This is a genomic window from Actinoplanes couchii, assembly GCF_016862075.1.
GTDB lineage: Bacteria > Actinomycetota > Actinomycetes > Mycobacteriales > Micromonosporaceae > Actinoplanes > Actinoplanes couchii.
Genome location: NZ_BOMG01000092.1, coordinates 38,817 through 57,888 on the forward strand (window position 1 = coordinate 38,817; position 19,072 = coordinate 57,888).

Annotated in this window: 14 protein-coding genes; 6 read left to right on the plus strand and 8 right to left on the minus strand. The window is 71.7% G+C overall.

Annotated features, from left to right (window positions below):
- The first annotated feature begins 7 nt into the window (after positions 1 to 7).
- The 3 genes from Aco03nite_RS36210 to Aco03nite_RS36220 all read left to right on the plus strand — a co-directional run bounded on the left by Aco03nite_RS36210 (position 8) and on the right by Aco03nite_RS36220 (position 4,427).
- Positions 8 to 2,677, plus strand: a complete 2,670-nt coding sequence (locus Aco03nite_RS36210; RefSeq protein ID WP_203804250.1) for a hypothetical protein — start codon at positions 8 to 10, stop codon at positions 2,675 to 2,677.
- A gap of 97 nt (positions 2,678 to 2,774) precedes the next feature.
- Positions 2,775 to 4,046 (plus strand): multidrug effflux MFS transporter, encoded by a 1,272-nt coding sequence (locus tag Aco03nite_RS36215; protein ID WP_203804253.1) that lies wholly within the window; start codon positions 2,775 to 2,777, stop codon positions 4,044 to 4,046.
- Positions 4,047 to 4,205: 159 nt separating this feature from the next.
- Positions 4,206 to 4,427 carry a hypothetical protein gene (locus tag Aco03nite_RS36220; protein WP_203804256.1) on the plus strand — a complete coding sequence of 74 codons (222 nt, stop codon included), beginning with the start codon at positions 4,206 to 4,208 and terminating at the stop codon, positions 4,425 to 4,427.
- Here Aco03nite_RS36220 and Aco03nite_RS36225 read toward each other — a convergent pair.
- From Aco03nite_RS36225 to Aco03nite_RS36235, 3 genes are read right to left on the minus strand one after another with little or no spacing between them, the layout of a single operon-like run.
- Positions 4,394 to 7,003 (minus strand): tetratricopeptide repeat protein, encoded by a 2,610-nt coding sequence (locus tag Aco03nite_RS36225; protein ID WP_203804259.1) that lies wholly within the window; start codon positions 7,001 to 7,003, stop codon positions 4,394 to 4,396. The two genes, Aco03nite_RS36220 and Aco03nite_RS36225, sit on opposite strands and share 34 nt — an antisense overlap.
- Before the next feature lie 40 nt (positions 7,004 to 7,043).
- Entirely contained in the window at positions 7,044 to 7,202 is a 159-nt protein-coding gene (locus Aco03nite_RS36230) for a hypothetical protein (protein ID WP_203804276.1), read from the minus strand.
- A 53-nt stretch (positions 7,203 to 7,255) separates the two neighbouring features.
- Positions 7,256 to 8,443 (minus strand): cytochrome P450, encoded by a 1,188-nt coding sequence (locus tag Aco03nite_RS36235; RefSeq protein WP_203804279.1) that lies wholly within the window; start codon positions 8,441 to 8,443, stop codon positions 7,256 to 7,258.
- Between the two features lie 45 nt (positions 8,444 to 8,488).
- On the opposite strand from Aco03nite_RS36235, the gene Aco03nite_RS36240 reads away from it, so the two are divergent.
- Positions 8,489 to 10,579: a serine/threonine protein kinase gene (locus Aco03nite_RS36240; protein ID WP_203804281.1), complete on the plus strand. Its 2,091-nt coding sequence runs from the start codon at positions 8,489 to 8,491 to the stop codon at positions 10,577 to 10,579.
- Here the strand turns inward: Aco03nite_RS36240 and Aco03nite_RS36245 are convergent.
- Complete coding sequence (locus tag Aco03nite_RS36245; protein WP_203804283.1) at positions 10,567 to 12,879, minus strand: phosphoenolpyruvate synthase; 2,313 nt, start codon at positions 12,877 to 12,879, stop codon at positions 10,567 to 10,569. The genes Aco03nite_RS36240 and Aco03nite_RS36245 overlap by 13 nt on opposite strands.
- A gap of 100 nt (positions 12,880 to 12,979) precedes the next feature.
- On the opposite strand from Aco03nite_RS36245, the gene Aco03nite_RS36250 reads away from it, so the two are divergent.
- Positions 12,980 to 14,521 carry an MDR family MFS transporter gene (locus tag Aco03nite_RS36250; RefSeq protein ID WP_203804285.1) on the plus strand — a complete coding sequence of 514 codons (1,542 nt, stop codon included), beginning with the start codon at positions 12,980 to 12,982 and terminating at the stop codon, positions 14,519 to 14,521.
- A gap of 3 nt (positions 14,522 to 14,524) precedes the next feature.
- Here the strand turns inward: Aco03nite_RS36250 and Aco03nite_RS36255 are convergent, their stop codons facing one another.
- A complete protein-coding gene (locus Aco03nite_RS36255) occupies positions 14,525 to 15,301 on the minus strand; it encodes an inositol monophosphatase family protein (protein WP_203804287.1) in 777 nt (258 codons plus the stop codon).
- An 83-nt stretch (positions 15,302 to 15,384) separates the two neighbouring features.
- Between Aco03nite_RS36255 and Aco03nite_RS36260 the strand changes: the two genes are divergently transcribed.
- Entirely contained in the window at positions 15,385 to 15,786 is a 402-nt protein-coding gene (locus tag Aco03nite_RS36260; protein WP_203804289.1) for a hypothetical protein, read from the plus strand.
- Here Aco03nite_RS36260 and Aco03nite_RS36265 read toward each other — a convergent pair.
- The 3 genes from Aco03nite_RS36265 to Aco03nite_RS36275 are packed head-to-tail and all read right to left on the minus strand — an operon-like array spanning position 15,783 to position 19,054.
- Positions 15,783 to 17,054 carry a GDSL-type esterase/lipase family protein gene (locus Aco03nite_RS36265; RefSeq protein WP_203804291.1) on the minus strand — a complete coding sequence of 424 codons (1,272 nt, stop codon included), beginning with the start codon at positions 17,052 to 17,054 and terminating at the stop codon, positions 15,783 to 15,785. The two genes, Aco03nite_RS36260 and Aco03nite_RS36265, sit on opposite strands and share 4 nt — an antisense overlap.
- A 47-nt stretch (positions 17,055 to 17,101) precedes the next feature.
- The gene (locus tag Aco03nite_RS36270) at positions 17,102 to 18,199 is read right to left on the minus strand and encodes a hypothetical protein (RefSeq protein ID WP_203804293.1); all 1,098 of its coding nucleotides are present in this window, start codon (positions 18,197 to 18,199) and stop codon (positions 17,102 to 17,104) included.
- Positions 18,200 to 18,226: 27 nt separating this feature from the next.
- Positions 18,227 to 19,054: an enoyl-CoA hydratase/isomerase family protein gene (locus Aco03nite_RS36275; protein ID WP_203804296.1), complete on the minus strand. Its 828-nt coding sequence runs from the start codon at positions 19,052 to 19,054 to the stop codon at positions 18,227 to 18,229.
- Between the last annotated feature and the right edge of the window lie 18 nt (positions 19,055 to 19,072).

The following is a 19,072-nucleotide window of genomic DNA, read 5'->3' on the forward strand; positions in this document are numbered from 1 at the left end:
GGGTTGCATGCGAAGAGCCATGATCGCCGTCCTGGCGGCGAGCACACTGCTGCTGGGAAACACGCCGGCGCCGGCCCGGGCCGACCCGCCCGAGCCGGCGTCGTCCGTACTGCCGCCGGGTTGGTCCTTGACCGGGAAGGCTCTGACCTGGACCAGCGACAAGCTGATCCCGCCGGGTGACGCCGCGGTCGAGTTCTGGTCCGGGGACCGGCTGCTCGGGCGGGCCCGGGGCGCCGCCGACCTGCGGACGTTCACCCTGCCGGGCGGCGTCAGCGGCGACCCGGCCGACCTCCAGGTCCGGATCGGCGGCGAGCGGGCCGACGCGTCGGCGCCCGCCCCGCAACGCCGGGTGACGGGCACTCCGTCCGCCGTCCCGGTCCGGCCCGCGCACTCGACCGACCCGGGCGTGCCCGGCCGGTACGCCACGACCACCGGCGAGTACACCCTGCCCGGCATCACCCTGTCGACGTATCCGGCGAAGGTCGAGATGCAGGCGGTCGTGGTCGCCCCGACGAACGCCCCGGGCAAACGGCCGCTGGCGCTGTTCCTGCACGGCCGGCACTGGACCTGCTACTCCGGCCCGGAGATGACCGACATCCTGCTCGGCTGGCCCTGCCCGGCCGGTTCGCAGGCGGTGCCCAGCCACCGCGGCTACCTGCAGTCGCAGCGGCTGCTGGCCTCGCAGGGCTACGTCACCGTGTCAATCTCGGCCAACGGCATCAACGGCCAGGACACGATCGACACCGACGGCGGCGCGCAGACCCGCTCGTCGCTGATCCGCGAACACCTCGCGCACTGGGCCGACTGGTCCGGCGCCGGCCGGGCCACGGCGCCCGCGATCGTCCGCTCGGCACCCCGCGCCGACCTGGACAAGGTCCTGCTGGTGGGCCATTCCCGCGGCGGCGAGGGCATCAACCGGGCGGCGATCGACAGCCTCACCCCGCCGCCCGCCGCGACCGACGACTTCCAGGGCACGGTCCGCTGGACGATCCGCGGGCTGGTGCCGATCGGGCCGACCGCTTTCGGTCAGAACCCGCAACCGGACGTGCCGTCGGCCACGATCCTGCCCGGCTGCGACGGCGACGTGCGGAACCTGCAGGGCCAGATGTACGTGGACGCCACCCGCGGGGTCAGCTCCGGCCGGGCCCTGCACAGCTCGGTCTACCTGGTCGGCACGAACCACAACTACTTCAACACCGAGTGGACGCCGGGACAGGCGGCCGCCCCGTCGATCGACGATTTCCAGGTCGTCGACGATCCGGTCTGCACGGCCGGGGTGTCGAGCATCCGGCTCACCGCCGAGCAGCAGCAGACCGCCGGGGCGACGTACGTGGCCACCGCGGCCCGGTTGTTCGTCGCCGGTGACGAACGGGCCCGCCCGCTGCTGGACGGCTCCGGAGTCCGGGCGCCGTCGGCCGGCCCGGCGCGGGCGCTGACCCACGCGATCGGCGCGAACCGGACCCCGGTGATCGTCCCGGACCCGGGCCTGCGGATCAGCGGCGCCGCCCGGCTCTGCGAGCACGCCGGCCGCGTCCGGGAGAACCTCTGCGACGAGACGTTCGACTCGCCGCACTTCGTCCCGCTGCTGTGGCCCGAGGAGGGCCGCTGGGCGGTGGCGCTGACCACCGGCACCGCCACCCTGCGGCCGGCCACACCGATGCCGGTCGCCGGAGCACAGTCCCTGGCGATGCGCCTGGTCGTGCCGCCGAACGCCCCGGCCACCCCGTACCGGATCGCCGTCACCGACGACCGGGGGCGGCGCCTCGACCTGGGCACGGCCACCCTCACCGGCCTGCCCGACACCGAGGCGACCAAGGGCAGCTGGGCGCAGGAGGTCCGGCTGGCGTTGCCCCGCGACGTGCGGGCCGTCACCCGCCTGGACATCACTTCCGGCGGTACGGGTACCGCGTACCTGATCGACGCCTGGGGCTGGCGGCCCGGCGTGCCCGATCCGCGGCCGGCCGCACTGGACCGGGTGGACGTCGGCGAGGTGACCGCCGTGGAGGGCGACTCGGGTTCCGTCACCTGGACGGTGCCGGTAGCCGTACGCGGAAAGAAGAATGCCGTGGTCAGGTTCTTCCTGGGCGATTCGCTGACCGCCGAGGTCCGGTCCTGGACGGCCACCGTCCGGCCGGGCACCGAGCGGGTCGAGGTCCCGGTGACCGGGGACACCATCTACGGCGGTGACCGGCGGAGCGTCCTGGCCGCGAAGGCGGTCAGCAACGCGGTGATCGGCGACTACGACGGCGGCGTCCGGATCCGGGAGGACGACCCGATGCCGGCCGGCACCGTAACCCCGTCGGTGACCGCGGCCGAGGGCACGGCGCTGACCTGGACGATCACCCTGTCCGAACCGGCCGGCGCGTCGATCTACCTGATCCTGCTGCCGCGGGTGCCGCAGACCGGGCCGGAACTGTCGACGACCGACGTCGACCCGGATTGGTTCACCGCTAACTCCAGCCAGGATCCGGAACCGTCCCGGCCGCTGTCCGGCACCAGCCTCCAGCCGTTCCTGGAGATCCCGGCGGGCACGACGAGCATCGAGTTCACCGTCCCGACGATCACCGACCCGGTGACCGAAGGTGACGAACATGTCCGGTTCGCGACCCTGGTGTTCCCGCCGGACTTCAGCGAGCCGGTCGACGGTCCGGTCTTCGACGGCACCGTCACCGACTGACAGCGCAACGGTGGTCACCGGCCGCGGGGCCAGTGACCACCGTTACCAAATCCGCGGGACCGGAAGAACCCCGGCATGCGGCGACTTGTCGACAGTCGTGGCTCACTCCCGTACCGAAAACCCGTCCCTCTCGCCAGCAGAGCTGTTACCGCTCGGCCGCCGCTTCCGGATCGTGCTGGTCCTCGGCCTGCTGACCGCGCTCGGCCCGCTGACCATCGACATGTACCTGCCGTCCCTGCCGGCGATCACCGGCGACCTGCACACCACCGCCGCCGCCGTGCAGCTGACCCTGACCGGCACGCTGGTCGGCCTGGCGTTCGGCCAGCTGCTGGTCGGGCCGCTGTCCGACGCGTTCGGCCGCCGGTGGCCGCTGCTGGCCGGCATCGCGGTGCACGTGCTGGCCTCGGTGTTCTGTGTGATCGCCCCGAACGTCGCGGTCCTCGGCGCGCTGCGGGTGCTGCAGGGCCTGGGCGCCGCGGCGGCCTCCGTGGTGGCCATGGCGATGGTGCGGGACCTGTTCTCGGACAACTCGGCGGCCCGGCTGTTCTCCCGGCTGATGCTGGTCGTCGGGGTCGCCCCGATCCTCGCGCCGACCATCGGCGGCCTGGTGCTGAACTGGACGTCGTGGCGGGGCGTGTTCGTGGTGCTGACCGTCGTCGCGGTCACCATCATGGGGGTGTCGGCGCTGACCCTGCCGGAGACGCTGCCGCCGGCCCGGCGCCGCAGCGGTGGTGTGATCGGGACCGCCCGGGACTACGGCCGGCTGCTCACCGACCGGGTCTACGTGGGCCTGATCCTGGTCGCCGGCCTGGCGATGGCGGCGCTGTTCGCGTACGTCAGCGGCTCGTCGTACGTCTTCCAGGACGAGTACGGGATGACCGAGCAGCAGTTCGCGCTGATCTTCGCGGGCGGCGCCGTCGGCCTGATCGGGGCCACCCAGTTCAACGTGCGGCTGCTGCGCCGCTGGAAGCCCCAGCAGATCATGACCGGTGCGCTGATCGCCGGCCTCGGCTTCGGGCTGGTGCTGGTGGTCCTCACCGCCACCGGGATCGGCGGCCTGACCGGGGTGCTGATCCCGCTCTGGCTGGTGCTCGCCATGGTCGGCCTGGTCATGCCGAACGCCCCCGCCCTGGCGCTGTCCCGGCACGGCGAGGCCGCCGGAACCGCCGCGGCGCTGCTCGGCGCGGTCCAGAACGGTGTCGGCGCGCTGGCCGCCCCGCTGGTCGGCCTGTTCGGGGTCGGCGCGTCGGCGATGGCCGCGGTCGTCTTCGGCAGCATGCTGTCCGCGCTGGCGGTCCTGTACCTGGTGGTCCGCCCGCACCGGCTGGTCGCGACCGAGCCGGTGAAAGCGGTGGCCGTCGCCCATTAGACACCTCACGTTCAGGTGACAGGCATCTCAACGGCGAGTTACCGAGCCTAGTTTTCGCAGTTCAGCCGCCATTTTCCGGCGGGTGCGGGTACTTGATCGAGCCGCCGTCCGGCTTCCGGGCGGCGGCTTGTTCACTTTCGTGACATAGCGTGGCCGCCGATGCACAGCGAAGTCTTGAACCTCCTCGAAGCCCATCTCGCCGAACTACAGGCGCTCCGCGACCACCTGGAATCACCACGCCAGGTCCGCCCGGGAGCCCGCCACGACACCGCGGCCGCGACTCTGCAGTCGGCCCGCGTCTTCGCCAAACGCCTGAGCCGGGTCCTCACCGACGAGGACACCCGGGTTCAGTCACCCGCCCGCGGGCTCGTCTCCTCCTGAGGCTCGTCGAGGGCCGCCAGCAGCAGGCGGACCTCGTCGGCTCCGGACAGGCCGAGGTCGGTGTAGAGCGCCAGGGCCCGCCGGAACTGCTCACGGGCCGGCTCCGGGTCACCGAGGGCCCGGTGCGCCCGGCCCGTGCCGGCACAGGCGCGGGCCTGCTGCTCACGATGGCCGATGACGACGGCGACCTCGTGGGCGGCGGCATGCCGGTCGAGTGCCTCGGACGGGCGGCCGCCGGCGTGGGCGGCCTCGCCGAGACCGTTGAGCGCCCAGGCCTCGCCGTCACGGTCGCCGGACTCCTGGAAGATCACCAGAGCCTGCTGATGGTACGCGGTGGCCCGCGCATGCCGGCCGAGGCGGATCTCCAGCAGCCCGAGACTGTCCAGCACGTACGCCTCGCCGTCGCGGTCACCGACCTGCCGGCACAGCTCCCGTGCCCGCCGCAGGTGCTCACCGGCCGGCTCGAACCGCCCCGACTGCACCTCGACGTGGGCCAGACCGTTGAGCATGCTCGCCTCGACGGTCGGGCTGCCGCCTTTCGGGAGCTGGGTCAGCGCCTGCTCCAGGTGTTCGGCGGCCACCTCGTACCGGCCCATCCGCCCCTGGTGGTTGCCCAGGTTGGCCAGCACGATCGCCTCGTTGGCCCGGTCGCCGAGACGACGGTCCAGGGTCAGGGCCCGCTCGTAGTAGTCGACCGCCTCCTGATGATCGCCGGACTGGACCGCGATGGTGCCGAGGTTGTTCAGCGCCCGTGACTCACCCGTCAGGTCGCCGGTCTGCCGGAACAGGGCCAGCGCCTCCCGGCAGCACTCGGCGGCCAGCTCGTAGCGGCTCTGTTTCCGGTGCGCGACCCCCAGGTTGTTCACGGCGCTGGCCATCTCAGCCGGGTCGCCGGCGTCCCGGGCGGCCCGGTAGGCGTGGCCGTGCACGGCCACGGCGTCGAGGTGGTAGCCGCCTTCGAGGTAGCGGTACAGGACACGGGAGAACCGGGTGGCGTGACCCGGCCATCCGTGGGTGGCGGCGTGCGCGGCGACGGCGACCAGGGTGGGCCGTTCGGCGTCCAGCCAGCCTCGGGCGGCATCCGGATCGGCCAGCGCGGGCGCGGGCGCGGCCACCGGCGGGACCGCGGGCCGCAGGTGGGCCTCGGCGGGGTGCAGGACGTCGATCGCGGTCGCGGCGGTGGTGAGGTAGTGGTCGAACAGGCAGGTCAGGGCGGCCCGCCGGGCGGCCGGGCGGTCCTCGTCGTGGGCCCGGCCGGTGGCGTACGCGCGCACCAGGTCGTGGAAGGTGAACCGGCCCGGTGTGCCCTGCTGCAGCAGATGGTCGTCGCAGAGCTGCCGCAGCTCGTCCCCGGCGGTGGCCAGGTCGGTGCCGGTCAGGGCCGCGGCGGCGTAGGCGTCCAGGTCGTGGCCGGGGTGCAGGGCGAGCAGCCGCAGCAGCCGGGCCCGCTCCAGGGGAAGGTGCCGGTAGGACAGGTCCAGGGCCAGCGCGATGCCGTCGTCCAGACGCCGGTCCTGGTGGCGGTCGTCGAGCCAGTCGGCGTGGTCGGTCATCGTCCAGCCCGGTTTGGCCCGCATGTGCCCGGCCATCAGCCCGAGCGCGAGCGGCAGGTGGCCGCAGCGCCCGGCGATCCGGGCCACCGCGCCGGGATCGTCGCCGACCGGGATCAGGGGTGTCGCCCGGGTGAGGAACTGCCGGGCCTCGCCGGCGGTGAAGACGTCGACGGTGAGGTGGGTGGTGTCCGGCAGGCCGGCCAGATGACGCCGGCTGGTGACCAGGACGAGACAGCCCGGCGTGTGCGGCAGCAGGTGCCGCACCTGGGCCGCGTCGGCGGCGTCGTCCAGCACCACCAGGGCGCGGAGACCGGTGAGCCGGCGCCGGTAGAGCGCGACCCGGGCCGCCAGGTCGTGCGGGATCTCCGGTCCGGGCACGCCCAGCAGGCCCAGGAACCCGTCGAGGACGGCGGCCGGATCGGCCGGCGGCTGGGTGGGATCCGGGTGGAACCCGCGCAGGTTCACGAACAGCACCCGGTCGAACGGCTGCTCCGCGGTGAGCGTGTGCCCGACGTGGACGGCCAGGCGCGTCTTGCCGACCCCGGCCATCCCCTCGATCGCGGAGATCACCACCGTGCCGCCGTCGCGGCGGCTGTCGTCGAGGATCCGGCCGAGGCGGCCCAGCTCGGCGGTGCGGCCGGTGAACTCGGCCAGGTCCGGTGGCAGAGTGTCCTGGACATGGACCCGCGCGGCCGCCCGGTCCCGCCCGTCGACGATCCGCAACGCCTGACGCCACTGCTCCAGGTAACCCCGGTCCGGGTGCAGGGCCCGCACGACCGTGAGCACCAGCTCGGTGTTCAACCGGCGCCGGCCCGGCCGGAAGCAGTCGACCACCGTGGTCTTGCCGGCCATCTCGGCAGCCGGCCGGCCCGCCGCGCTCCACACGTCGTTGACGCGATTCCTGATCGTCCGGTACGACGGGTCACCGGCCCAGACCTTCAACGCCCGCAGCTGTTCCGCGAGCCCGTCCAGGCTGGTGGCCGCACCCGGGTCGGGCAGCCCCACGGCCACATTCCGCACCATATCGACAATCTACTGTCTCCGCGGCCGGTGCGGCGCAGGGCTATTTCAGGGCTCGGCGGCCGTTCACCACTCCCAGGACGATGGCGGCCACCAGGGCTACCGCGCCGAGGATCAGCAGCCACTTGACGGCCTTCAGGAACAGGCCGAGTAGCATCAGGATCACCGCGAAGACCACCAGGGTGGTCACCAGGGAACGCATGTCGATCTCCTTCATACCGGGGTTGATCAGGGGATTCCCCGGCGGCCCGGATCTCAACCGTGGGTGGTCACCGGCAGTTCGGCGTAGCCGCGCAACGTCAGGCGATCGCGGAACGTCGGAGTGGCGGCCACCGCCAGATCCGGCAGCATCGTCAGCAGCAGCGGGAACGCCATCTGCGCCTCCAGGCGGGCCAGCGGCGCGCCCAGGCAGTAGTGGGCGCCGCCGCCGAACGACACCGGCTGGATGTTGGTGCGGTCCGGGTCGAAACGGTGCGGGTCGGGGTAACGGTCCGGGTCGCGGTTGGCGGCGCCGAGCAGCAGCATGAACTCGGCACCGGGTGGTAGATATCGGCCGTCGCCCAGGTCGAGGACCTCGCTCGCGGTCCGGGCGGCCATCTGGACCGGTGAGTCGTGGCGCAGGATCTCCTCGACGAAGGCCGGCGCCAGCGCGGGGTCGGCCCGCAGACGGGACGCCTGGGCGGGATGGTCGAGCAGGATCCTGATCCCCGTACCCAACAGGTTGGTGGTGGTCTCGAATCCGGCGACCAGGAGCAGCACCAGGTTGGCCAGCAGCTCGCGCCCGGACAACCCGGTGTCGGCGGCGAGCGCGCTGGTCAGGTCCTCGCGCGGGGTGCGGCGGCGGTCGGCGATCAGCCCGGTGAAGTAGTCCTCCAGCTCGCGCCCGGCGGTGTCGGCGCGGGCCATCTCCTCCTCGCTGCTGATCGGTTCGAGGACCACGGTCAGGTCGGCGGCGCGCTGCCGGAACCAGGTGCGGTCGGTGTCCGGGACGCCGAGCAGGGCGCAGATCACCGCGATCGGCAGCGGGTAGGCGAAAGCGGTCACGAAGTCGGCCCGGGCGGGCATCGCCTCGATCAGGCCGGTGGCCGTGTCGCTGATCACGTCGCGGAGCCCGGCGACGCGGCGCGGGGTGAAGGTGGCGGCGGCGGCCCGGCGGATCCGGGTGTGGTCGGGCGGGTTGGTCATCAGCATCGACTCGACGATCGAGCCGACGCCGCGGTTCTCCCGCCAGTCCGGCCAGAACTGGTCGTAGACGGCGGCGTCGTTGACCCGCAGCCCGGGATCGCGCAGGAGTCGGCTGGTCAGGGCGTGGGTGGTGACGAACCAGCGCCCGTCGAGGGCGGTGAAGAGCGGGGCGTGCCCGCGGAGCACGTCGTAGGCGGGGTACGGATCGGTGCGTCCCTCCGGTGTGAACAGTGACGTCAGCGCGGCCTCGAAGTCCATGACCCTCCTCCACCGAATTCGTTTCAACTGCGTACTGTATGCCCGATGAAAAGCCCCCTTCGTCCCGGTGACCCGGCGTCAATCGGTGGCTACGAACTGTTGGCCCGGCTCGGCGAGGGCGGCATGGGCGCGGTCTTCCTGGGCCGGCGTGACGACGGCGCGCTGGTCGCGATCAAGATCATCAAGTCGGAGTACGCCCACGAGGAGGAGTTCCGGGGCCGGTTCCGCAGCGAGGTGAAACGGGCCCGGCAGGTGCCGCCGTTCTGCACCGCCGCGGTCCTCGACGCCGATCCGGAGCACCACACCCCGTACCTGGTCGTGGAGTACGTGGACGGGCCCAGCCTGGACGAGGTGGTGGCCAAGGAGGGCCCGCTCACCGGCAGCCGCCTGCAGAGCGTCGCGGTCGGCGTGGCCACCGCACTGACCGCCATCCACGGCGCCGGCGTGATCCACCGTGACCTGAAACCGCGCAACGTGCTGTTCGACCTCGGCGGGCCCAAGGTGATCGATTTCGGGATCGCCCGCGCGATGGAGGTGACCAGTCAGCACACCCACCCGGACCAGATGGTGGGAACGGTGGCGTACATGGCGCCGGAGCGGTTCGACGGCATCCACCGGGACATCACCCCGGCCGCCGACGTGTTCGCCTGGGGCGCGGTCATCGCGTACGCGGGCACCGGGCGCACCCCGTTCCGCGCCGATTCGCCGGTGGCCGTGGCCGCCCGCATCCTCACCCAGCCGCCGGACCTGACCGGGCTGTCCGGGCCGCTCGCCGATCTGGTGGCGCTGGCGCTGGCCAAGGATCCGGAGGACCGGCCGACCGCGCACGAGCTGCTCAACCTGCTGCTGGCCCAGAACACCGACCCGAACGGTTTCCACCGGCCGCCCGCGATCGACCCGCGGCTGCGTGAGGCCGCCGAGGCCGCCCAGCTGTCCGGTCACCACGTCTCCGGCGGCGGCCCCCGTCTCGGCCTTCCGGTTCCACCGGCACAACCCCGCAAGAGCCGCCGATTGCGGACGGTCGTGGCCGCCACCGTCGCCGCCACGTTGCTGGCGACAGCCGTCGGCCTGTTCAGCCGTGGGGACGACGAGCCGGTCGGCTACGACGCGTTCCCGGCCGTGCAGGCCAGCATGCCGGTGCCCGGCGCGGTCCGTGGCCCGTGGGTGGTGGACGCCCTGGACCGGCGTGGCCAGTGGAACACCGATACGGGCGAGGTCTCCACCGGGCGGTGCACGTTCAAGAACGGGATGCACGTCTCCACCGAGTCGTACTCGATGATGTGCAAGGGCCCCGGCGAGACGTTCGCCGGTGACCAGCAGATCTCGTTCACCGCCGCCACCGACACCGAGCTGTCCTGTGCCGAGGTGCAGTTCCGGGCCACCGCTGACAAGTCGTACTGGCTGGATCTGTGCCCGCAGTTGATCCGGATCCGGCACGAGGGCGCGCTGCGCAGCGAGACCCTGGGTTCACAGGAGTCCGATCTGTTCGCTCCCGGCCAGCGCCGGAAGGTGGTCCTGACGCTGAGCGGCACGGATGCCTCGGTCGCCGTGGACGACGAGGTGATCCTGTACGCGACCCTCAACGATCCGGGTCTGCTGGCCGGCACGGTCCTGTTCGGGGTCGGCCCGATCGACGCCTCGAAGAATCAGGAGGCGCTGGTCAGTGTGGTCTTCGCGGACGCCGAGATCCGCCCGGTCGACGACGGCACGGTCCAGCCGGTCGCGCCGGCCACGTCGCTGACGTTCACCGACGTCCGCAAGGGCAGTTCCACGTCGACGGTCGAGGTGCACGCGATCTACACCAAGCCCCGGTCGGTGGTGGTGGAGCCGGTGCTGTTCATGACCGGGCCGGAGTACTGCGAGGCGTTCGGGCTGCAGCCGTCCGAGGAGGCGCCGTGCGAGCGGGCCTGGCTGACCGAGGACAGCAACATGACGGTGACCCTGCCGCTGTCCCCCGACCTGAAGATGTTCAGCGTCTTCGAGGATCCGCAGAAGTGCGCCGGCAACCCGGTGACCGTCGGCACCTGCAAGATCACCCCCGAGGCGGCGATCAAGCGCCTGGAGAGCTACTCCTGGTACGACATCACGGTCAAGGACGGTGTCGTCACCGCGATGGCCGAGCGTTACGTCCCCTGAACGATCTCCACCCAGCCGTCGGTGCCGTGCACCCGGATCCGGGCGCCGTCCGGGATCAGCGTGGTGGCCGACTGCACGCCGACGACGGCGGGCAGGCCGTACTCGCGGGCGATCACCGCGCCGTGGGTCATCTGACCGCCGACCTCGGTGACCAGGCCCGTCACCACGACCAGCGCCGGGGTCCAGCTGGGGTCGGTGAACGGGGTGACCAGGATGTCGCCGGGGGCGAAGTCGGCGCCGGCCATGTCCCGGACCACGCGGGCCCGGCCCTCCACGGTTCCGGCGGACACCGGCAGGCCGATCAGGGCGCCGGGTGGTGCGTCGTCGCGGCGGTACGAGCCGTGCACGATCTCGCCGTCGGAGGTCAGCACCCGGGGCGTCGCCAGGGTCTGGAACCACCGGAACTCGTCCTTACGGCGGCGGATCAGCTCCTCGTCGACCTTTCCGGTGCGTACGGCGGCGTGCAATTCCTGGAACGTCAGATGGAAGGCGTCCTCGTGATCGGCGAGCGGCAGCCGCTGCGCCTCGGCGAGCAGGGCTTTCTTGTAGACGAGATAGCGGGCCACGATCGCGTATTTCGGGTACTCCCGGTAGCCGATGAATGCCCGCAGACGGTCGATCATCTGCTCCGTCTCGGCGGCTTTGGCCTCGCCGTCGGGCAGGGCTCGTAGGCGTACCAGCAATTCCCGGGTCTTGGCCGCCGCCTGCCGTGCGCCGCGCTCGAATCGGCGGCGCGCCTCGCCGGGCGGGAAATGGCGGACGTTGTCCAGGATCAGCGGCAGCAAGGTGCGGGGGTGTTCGATCCACCGGGGGCGGGTGATGTCGATCTCGGCCACGCAGCGCATGCCGTAACGGTCCAGATAGCCCTGGAAAGCGTCGCGGACCTCGGCCGGCAGATGGTCCAGGAAATCGTCGCCGGCGGTCTCCAGAACGGTGACCGTGTCCGGGTGCCGGCGCACGACGTCGGCGAGATCCAGCAGGTCCAGGCCCATTTCCGAGGTGATGTTGCCGGGGGCGGAGAGAGTGAGGGTGTCGGCGGCGTTCTTCTCCCCCAGCCATTGGGCCAGCCGGTCGTTGAGCCACCAGGTGGCGCCCATCCCGGCCATGATCGCCTGCATGCTCCGGGGGTCGCCGAGCGAGCGCTTGTGCTCGGGGAAGGCGTCGTCGAGCAGGAAGTCGAACAGGGCGGTCCCGGTCTTGTCCGCGATCTCGTGCCGCAACGCCCGGATCGATTCCTCGCTGCTCGCGATCAGTTCCGGGACGATCGCCGGATCGGGAGAGGGCACCGAGAGCGGCGGCACCGGCCCGGATTCGAGGGGCCCGTCGCGTTCCAGAACGGTTTCCAGGGCGTCGCGGATCACCGGATCGCCTTTGCCCATCATGTCGAGCAGGGCGGGCCGGATCACCGGATCGGCCAGCCGGGCGGCGACGTCGACGAACAGCCGCCCGCCCGCCTCGTGCATCGGCGCCATCGCGGTGAGCTGCCACATCGAATACCCGAGTGGTTTCATCGCGTCGGTCATCATCTGCTGGTGCCCGACCGAGACGTACAGATGCTTCGCGCCGTCGTCGGCCACCGGAATCGGGAACAGCGTGGTGATCGGGCGGCTCTGCACGATCCAGAACCGTCCGCCGGCCAGGCACCATTCGATGTCCTGCGGGCTGCCGAAATGCGCTTCGATCCGCCGGCCGAGCGCCCCGAGTTCATCGACCTGCGCCGTGGTCAGCAGCGAACCGTTCTCCGCCCCGACACGGAACCGGTCCGCGGCGGCCCGCCCGGAGACCAGCGCCTCGCCGAGCCCGGAAACGGCCTCCCCGACCGCGACGGTGCGATTCCCGCTCACCGGATCAGCGGTGAAAAGCACCCCACTGACCTCGGGATCGACCATTTCCTGGACGACCACCGCCATCCGCACCGCGTCGTGCGCGATGCCGCGATGCTCCCGGTAGGCCACCGCCCGCGCGGTGTTCAGCGATGCCCAGCACTGCTGGACGTGCTCGATCACCGCGGCCGCGCCGGTGACGTTCAGATAGGAGTCCTGCTGGCCGGCGAACGAGGCGGTGGGCAGATCCTCGGCGGTGGCGCTGGAGCGCACGGCGTAGGCGCCGTCGCCGACCCGGGCGGTGATCTCCGCCCTGAGGTCCGCGGACATCTCGGTGGCCGCGGTGGTCACCACGAATCCGGCCGGAACCCGCACCCCGTCGATGCGCGTGAGTTCCCCCAGGTTCGCGCCCTTGCCACCCGCGACGGCGCTGTGGGTCCGGTCCAGGTCACGCAGGTCCACCACGAGCTCGGTCATAACCCAATCACAACCAGTCACCAACTCAATACTCTGTGCGCCGCCCCGATAGGTAAGACCGTCCGGCGGTCTCGTCGGCAGGTTACGACAGGGGGACCGCATGACGACGACCGCCGCACCGGACGTCACGGCACGGGAGCCGGCCGGGCTGGGATTCAGTCACCGCGAGATCCTGGTGACGATGAGCGGCCTGGTGATCGCCATGCTGCTCGCCCAGCTCGACAACATGATCGTCGCGCCGGCGCTGCCCACGATCGTCGGCGACCTCGGCGGCCTGGAGCACCTGTCCTGGGTGACCACCGGTTACATCCTGGCCACCACGGTCGCCACCCCGATCTGGGGCAAGCTCGGCGACCTGTTCGGCCGCCGGATCACGTTAGTCTCCGCGGTGGCGCTGTTCCTGCTCGGGTCGGTGCTGTGCGGCATGGCGCAGAACATGCCCGAGCTGATCGGCTTCCGCGCGGTCCAGGGCCTGGGCGCCGGTGGCCTGATGGTCGGCGTCCTGTCGATCATCGGCGAGATGATCCCGCCCACCGACCGCAGCAAGTACCAGGGCGTCATGATGGCCGTGATGCCGGTCGCGATGATCGGTGGCCCGCTGATCGGCGGTTTCATCACCGACCACCTGGACTGGCGCTGGGCGTTCTACGTGAACCTGCCGCTCGGCCTGGTCACCCTGGTCGTCTCCTGGATCACCCTGGCCCGGCTGCCGCGCGGCACCGGCAAGGCCCGCATCGACTGGTTCGGCACCGCGCTGCTCACCGTCTGGATCACCGCGCTGGTGCTGATCGCCACCTGGGGCGGCACCCAGTACGACTGGGCCTCCCCGCAGATCCTCGGGCTGGCCGCACTGACCGTCGCCGGGCTGGTCGCGTTCATCATGGTCGAGCGCTGGCAGAGCGAGCCGATCATGCCGCTGCACATCTTCGCCAACCGCAACTTCGTCCTGGCCGGCGGCATCGCCTTCGTCTCCGGTTTCGCCCTGTTCGGCGCCATCGGCTACCTGCCGCAGTACCAGCAGTTCGTGCAGGGCGCCTCGGCCACCAGCAGCGGCCTGCTGCTGATGCCGCTGATGGCCGCGGTCATGGTGGTCAGCATCGCGGCCGGGCAGATCATCGGCCGGACCGGCCGGTACCGGATCTTCCCGATCGTCGGCTCGGCCCTGGTCGCGGTGGGCATGTTCCTGTTCACCACGGTCGACACCGGCACGTCGCCGACGACGACCGCGTTCTACATGGTCGTCCTCGGCGCCGGGATGGGCTGCCTGATGCAGACCAGCACCCTGATCGCACAGAACAGCCTGGATCTGCGGGACATCGGCGCCGGCACCGGCGCGTCCACGTTCCTGCGCAACATGGGCAGCTCACTGGGCGTGTCGATCCTCGGCGCGGTCTACACCCACCACCTGACGGCGTCGCTGACCGAGTCGGCGGCCGCCGGCACCGGAACCGGGGCGGGCGAGATCGCGTCGATGACGCCGGCGGCGCTCAAGGCCCTGCCGGAAGCGGTCCGGCACGCCTTCCAGCAGGCGGTCACCGGCGGCATCACCCACCTGTTCCTGTGGGGCAGCGTGGTCGCCGCGGCCGGCATCGTGGTGGCCCTGTTCGTCCGGCAGGTCCCGCTGCGCGGCAAGAAGGCCTAGTTTCTACGCTGCCGCGCGCGCTTTCTCGGCCAGCTCCGGCCACAGGGCCGGGGCTGCGCCGATGGTCAGTTCGGTGGTGTGGTCGCCGGACCGGCCGCCGAGCGTGACACCCGCCTCCCGGGCGATCAGGGCGCCGGCGGCGATGTCCCACAGGTTCGTGTCCAGGGCCAGGCCGCCGTCCAGACGCCCGGCGGCCTGGTAGACCAGGTTCAGCGCGGCCGGGATCCGGCGGATGTCGCCGCACAGCGGAAGCAGATCGTGCAGCAGGGCGCCGACCCGGGTCTTGGTCTTCACGTTGGGCTGGAAACTGATGCCGATCAGGGCCTCGGCCAGCGGCGGGCCGGCGGACACCGAGATCGGCTGGTGGTTGAGGAAGGCGCCGCCGCCGTCGACGGCGGTGAAGGTCTCCCCCGCGGCCGGGTCGTGCACGACGGCCATCCGGGGCCGGTCGCCCTCGTACAGCGCGATGCACACCGACCAGGGCCCGGTGCGGCTGATGTAGTTGCGGGTGCCGTCGAGCGGGTCGATGATCCAGGACCACCCACTCGTACCGTCGCGGCCGTGTCCTTCCTCGGCCTGCATGGCGTCGGCGGGCCAGGCCGCGTGGATGCCGTCGACGATGAGGCGCTCGCTGGCGATGTCGACGTCCGAGACGACGTCGTTGGCGTGCGCCTTGGGCGCGCCCATCCGCAGGGTGTCGCGGCGGTCGATCTGCAGTTGGCCGGCGCGGACCGCGAGTTCGGCGGCGAGGTCCCGGGCGGCGAGGAGGTCACGAGTCATCGCCGCCCACGTTATCTCACTACTACGTGCCAGATTTCCGGTACGCACAGTGATCATCCGTGGCGGCGGCCGACGGTGACGACATGAAGACATTGACCGGCATCATGACCGCCGCCACGGTGGCGGCCCTGGTGACCCTCGTTCCCACCTCCGCCTCCGCCGCACCGCAGCGCTGCGTCGCGGCCGCTCCGACCCCCGACTTCTACGCCGCGGGCCGGATCTCCACCACTCCCGTCACCGACACCAACAGCCGGTGCACCACGATCTCCATCTCCGACGTACGCGACACCGCCGACCCGTCCGACACCTGCCAGACGTTCCTGGTGGCGGTCGGCAGCCTCTACTCCGACCCGGTCGAAGCCTGCGCCGGCACCCGGACCGTGCTGGCCACCGGCATCCCGGCGGGCGCCCGGTTCCGGGTGCTCTACCAGGTCGACTACATCGACCCGGCGCCCCAGGTGGTCGCCTTCAAGGTCTGGTACTAAGCGGCCCAGCAGGGCGCGGCCGGCAACTGCCACACCACGCCCGCCCCGATCACACGAAGGTCGACCGCATCGGCCAGGGCGCTCATACCAGCGTCGGTGAGATGCAGCTTGTCGTCGAGGGCGTAGTCGGCCCGCAAACGGGTGCGGTCGGCCGGATCGCAGACCTTCGCGTCGAAGTCGAAGTATCCGTCGAACACGTTTCCGGCCCGGATCCCGGTGTTGACCTGCTGCCGGACCGCTTCCCGCCGGGCGTTGTACGCCTTGGACCCACCGAACGGCAGGATCGTCGCGCCGTACACCGGCACCCCGCGCTCGTGTGCCGTCGCCACCAGCTGCCGGTAGCCCTCCTGCAGCTGGGCCGCGGTGACGTCGTCCATGATGTCGTTGACACCTTCGAGCAGGATCACGGCCCGCACGTTCTCGAAGCCGAGCGCGTCGTGCCCGAACCGGCTCAGCGCGCTGCGGCCACCCGCGGCCCCGTCACCCACGTCCCGCAGCACCCGGTTGTTCGCCATTCCCGCGTTCACCACGGTGCGGTTCGCCCCGCCCCGGGCGGCGGCGATCCGGCGGGCCAGATAGTCCGGGTACCGCCGGTTGGTGAGCGCCGTCGAGCCGTACCCGTCGGTGATCGAGTCACCGAACGCCACGACCGTTCCCGTCGCCACCGGGCTGAGCAGGTCCAGGCCGCTCAGGAAGTACCAGGACGCCTGGTACTTGAGGTGTGGGTAGTTCTCGCTGCCGTCGTCGGCCGCGTGGTCACCCGCCGTCGACACGTAGGTTCTGGTCAGCCCGGCCCGGTGCGCGGTCGCCGGGCCGGTGTCCTCCGGCAGGTAGATGCTGATCAGCAGGTTCGACCCGGCGGTGATCGTCATGTCGGCCGGGTCGCTGAACAACTCCGTCCCGGCCGGGACCGTCACCGACCCGAGCCCGCCGAAGGTCAGCCGGTGGTGGCTGCCCGGCACGGCGACACCGCCGAGGCTCTGCTCGGCGAGATCCACGTGACCGACCGCCAGCGGCGTGGTCCCGTGCAGGTTGGAGACCCGTACCCGCGGCCGGGTTCCTCCGCCGGAGGCGTAGACGACGTGGCGGATCGTGACGTCGTCGAAGGTGCCGGTGGCCGCCGGGGCCACCTCCACGGCCGGCCCCCACACCGCGACCCGGGACCGAATGCCGACGTCGTCGACCGCGGCGGCGGGGGCACCGGTGGCGGCCGGCAGGACGGTATCGATCAGAACCTCCGGTGCAGTCTCCGGTCCGGCCGCCTCCACCGGGCCACCGCCGCCGCCCGCACCCGGGGCCCGAGGTTGGGCCGGGGTCAGGAGGCCGGCCGGGTGGCGTGGACCGCGCCGATCCCGGCCAGGACGGCGGCGGTGCAGGCCAGCAGGGTGGCCGGGATGTTCGTCTCGGTGCCGAGCAGCAGGGTGAAAGCAGCGGTCCAGGCCATCACGGCGACGACCACCACGCTCTGCAGCACCCGCCAGGTGACCCGGGCCCACAGCAGCAGCACGACCGGGACCAGCACCGCGATCGCCGGGACGGCCGCGATCAGCCCGTACACGCTGCCGTAGACGACGGCGATCGCCACGCCCGAGGCCAGGTCGCTCAAGGTGACCGCCGTGTCCGTGGCGGCGGCCTGCGACACCGCGATCAGCAGGGCGCCGGCACCGCCCGCCGCGACGATCCACCGGTCGGCGAGGGCTTCGCCGGGCAGCACGATCCGCCCGGCGATCAGGGCCGCGAGCAGGCCGGGCACCACGATGCCGAGGATGAGCGCGACGGGTGCCACGTCGCGGGCCATCAGCAGGGTCAGAGCGGCGGTCACGGTCCCACCGGCGACGCCGGTGACCAGGGCGGTGCCGGTCATCCGCACGATCCGCATCGCCCGATCCACGCCGATCAGGGCACTCACCTCGGCCATAACCGCCTCCTCGAAGACTTTTGAGCAACCGCTCAAACACGAGAATAGCTCTTTTGAGCAGTCGCTCAACAGCGTGGTCATGAGACCCGGGTCACGTCCGGCAGGCGCTTGGATCCCCCACATCATCAGCGCGGCCAGCGCCGCCAGCCCGGCCAGCAGGGCCCACGGCGCGACCGGCTCGTGCTCCAGCAGCCGCCCGACGACCGGGCGGGTCACCAGCACACCGACCCCGCCGGCGGTGGCCAGGGCGCCGAGGTGCGCGCCCAGGTGCCGTTCCCCGGCGAGCCGGGCCGCGATGTCCCCGGCCACCGGCAGGATCAGCATCTGCCCGCAGGTCAGCAGCACGACCAGGGCCGCCATCGGGATCAGCGCGACCGCCGACCGCAGCTGCGGGGCGGGCCCGATCGCGGCGACCGCGAAGGCCGCCGCGATCAGCGTGAACCCGGCGGTCACGAATCCGGCGAGCAGGCTCCACCGGCGCAGGACAGACAGCATGCGGTGATCTTGCGGGACGGGCTCCGGTCAGCCGAAGACGCGGTCCGCGGAGATGCCGAACATCTCATGCGCGAGCCCGTACCCGAAGTCCTGCACGAGCCGCCGTTTCCAGGGCCGGGACACGATGGCGTGGGTCAGCCGCCGGGCCGCCCGGGGCCGGGAGCGGATCGACGTGGCGATCTCCCAGGCGCGGGGCAGCAGCCGGTCCGCCGTGAGGACCTCGTTGACCAGGCCCACCTCCTCGGCGGTACGGGCGTCGATCGGTTCGCCGGTGTAGAGGTGGTAGGCCGCTCTCTTCGTACCGAGCAGCTCCTGCAGGGTCAATTGCAGCCCGTCACCCGGTGCCGTGCCGGCGAGCAGGTGCGGGTCGAGGAAAGTGGCCGTCTCGGCGGCCAGGGTGATGTCGCTGAGCAGCGCGAACTCGGTGTGCCCGGGGCTGGGCCCGTTGACCGCGGCGATGGTCGGGATGTCGATGCCGAAGACGAAGTTCTCCACCAGTTTCGCGGCGTCGTGGTAGATCACGCCGTGGGTGAAGTGCTCGGGCCGGGGCGGGCGCATCATGTCGGCGAGCCCGGCCGGGTCGCCGGGGTGGATCCAGTGGTCGCCGGTGCCGGTGATGATCAGGACCTCGTTCTCCGGGTCGGCGCCGATCTCCCGCCAGGCCTGGCCCCAGGCGTTGTGCAGGCCCAGGCTGTAGCGGACCGCGTCGCCGCCGGTGTGCATCCGCATCTCCAGGATGCCGTCGCGGCGGGTGAAGGCGAAGTAGTCGGCGTATCTCTCGGCGTAGTGGTCGAGGTGCGGTGGTTCCACGAAGCGACCGGCTCGGGCCTGCCATTGCTCGGGGTGCGGGGACATCGACGATCCTTTCCGGGC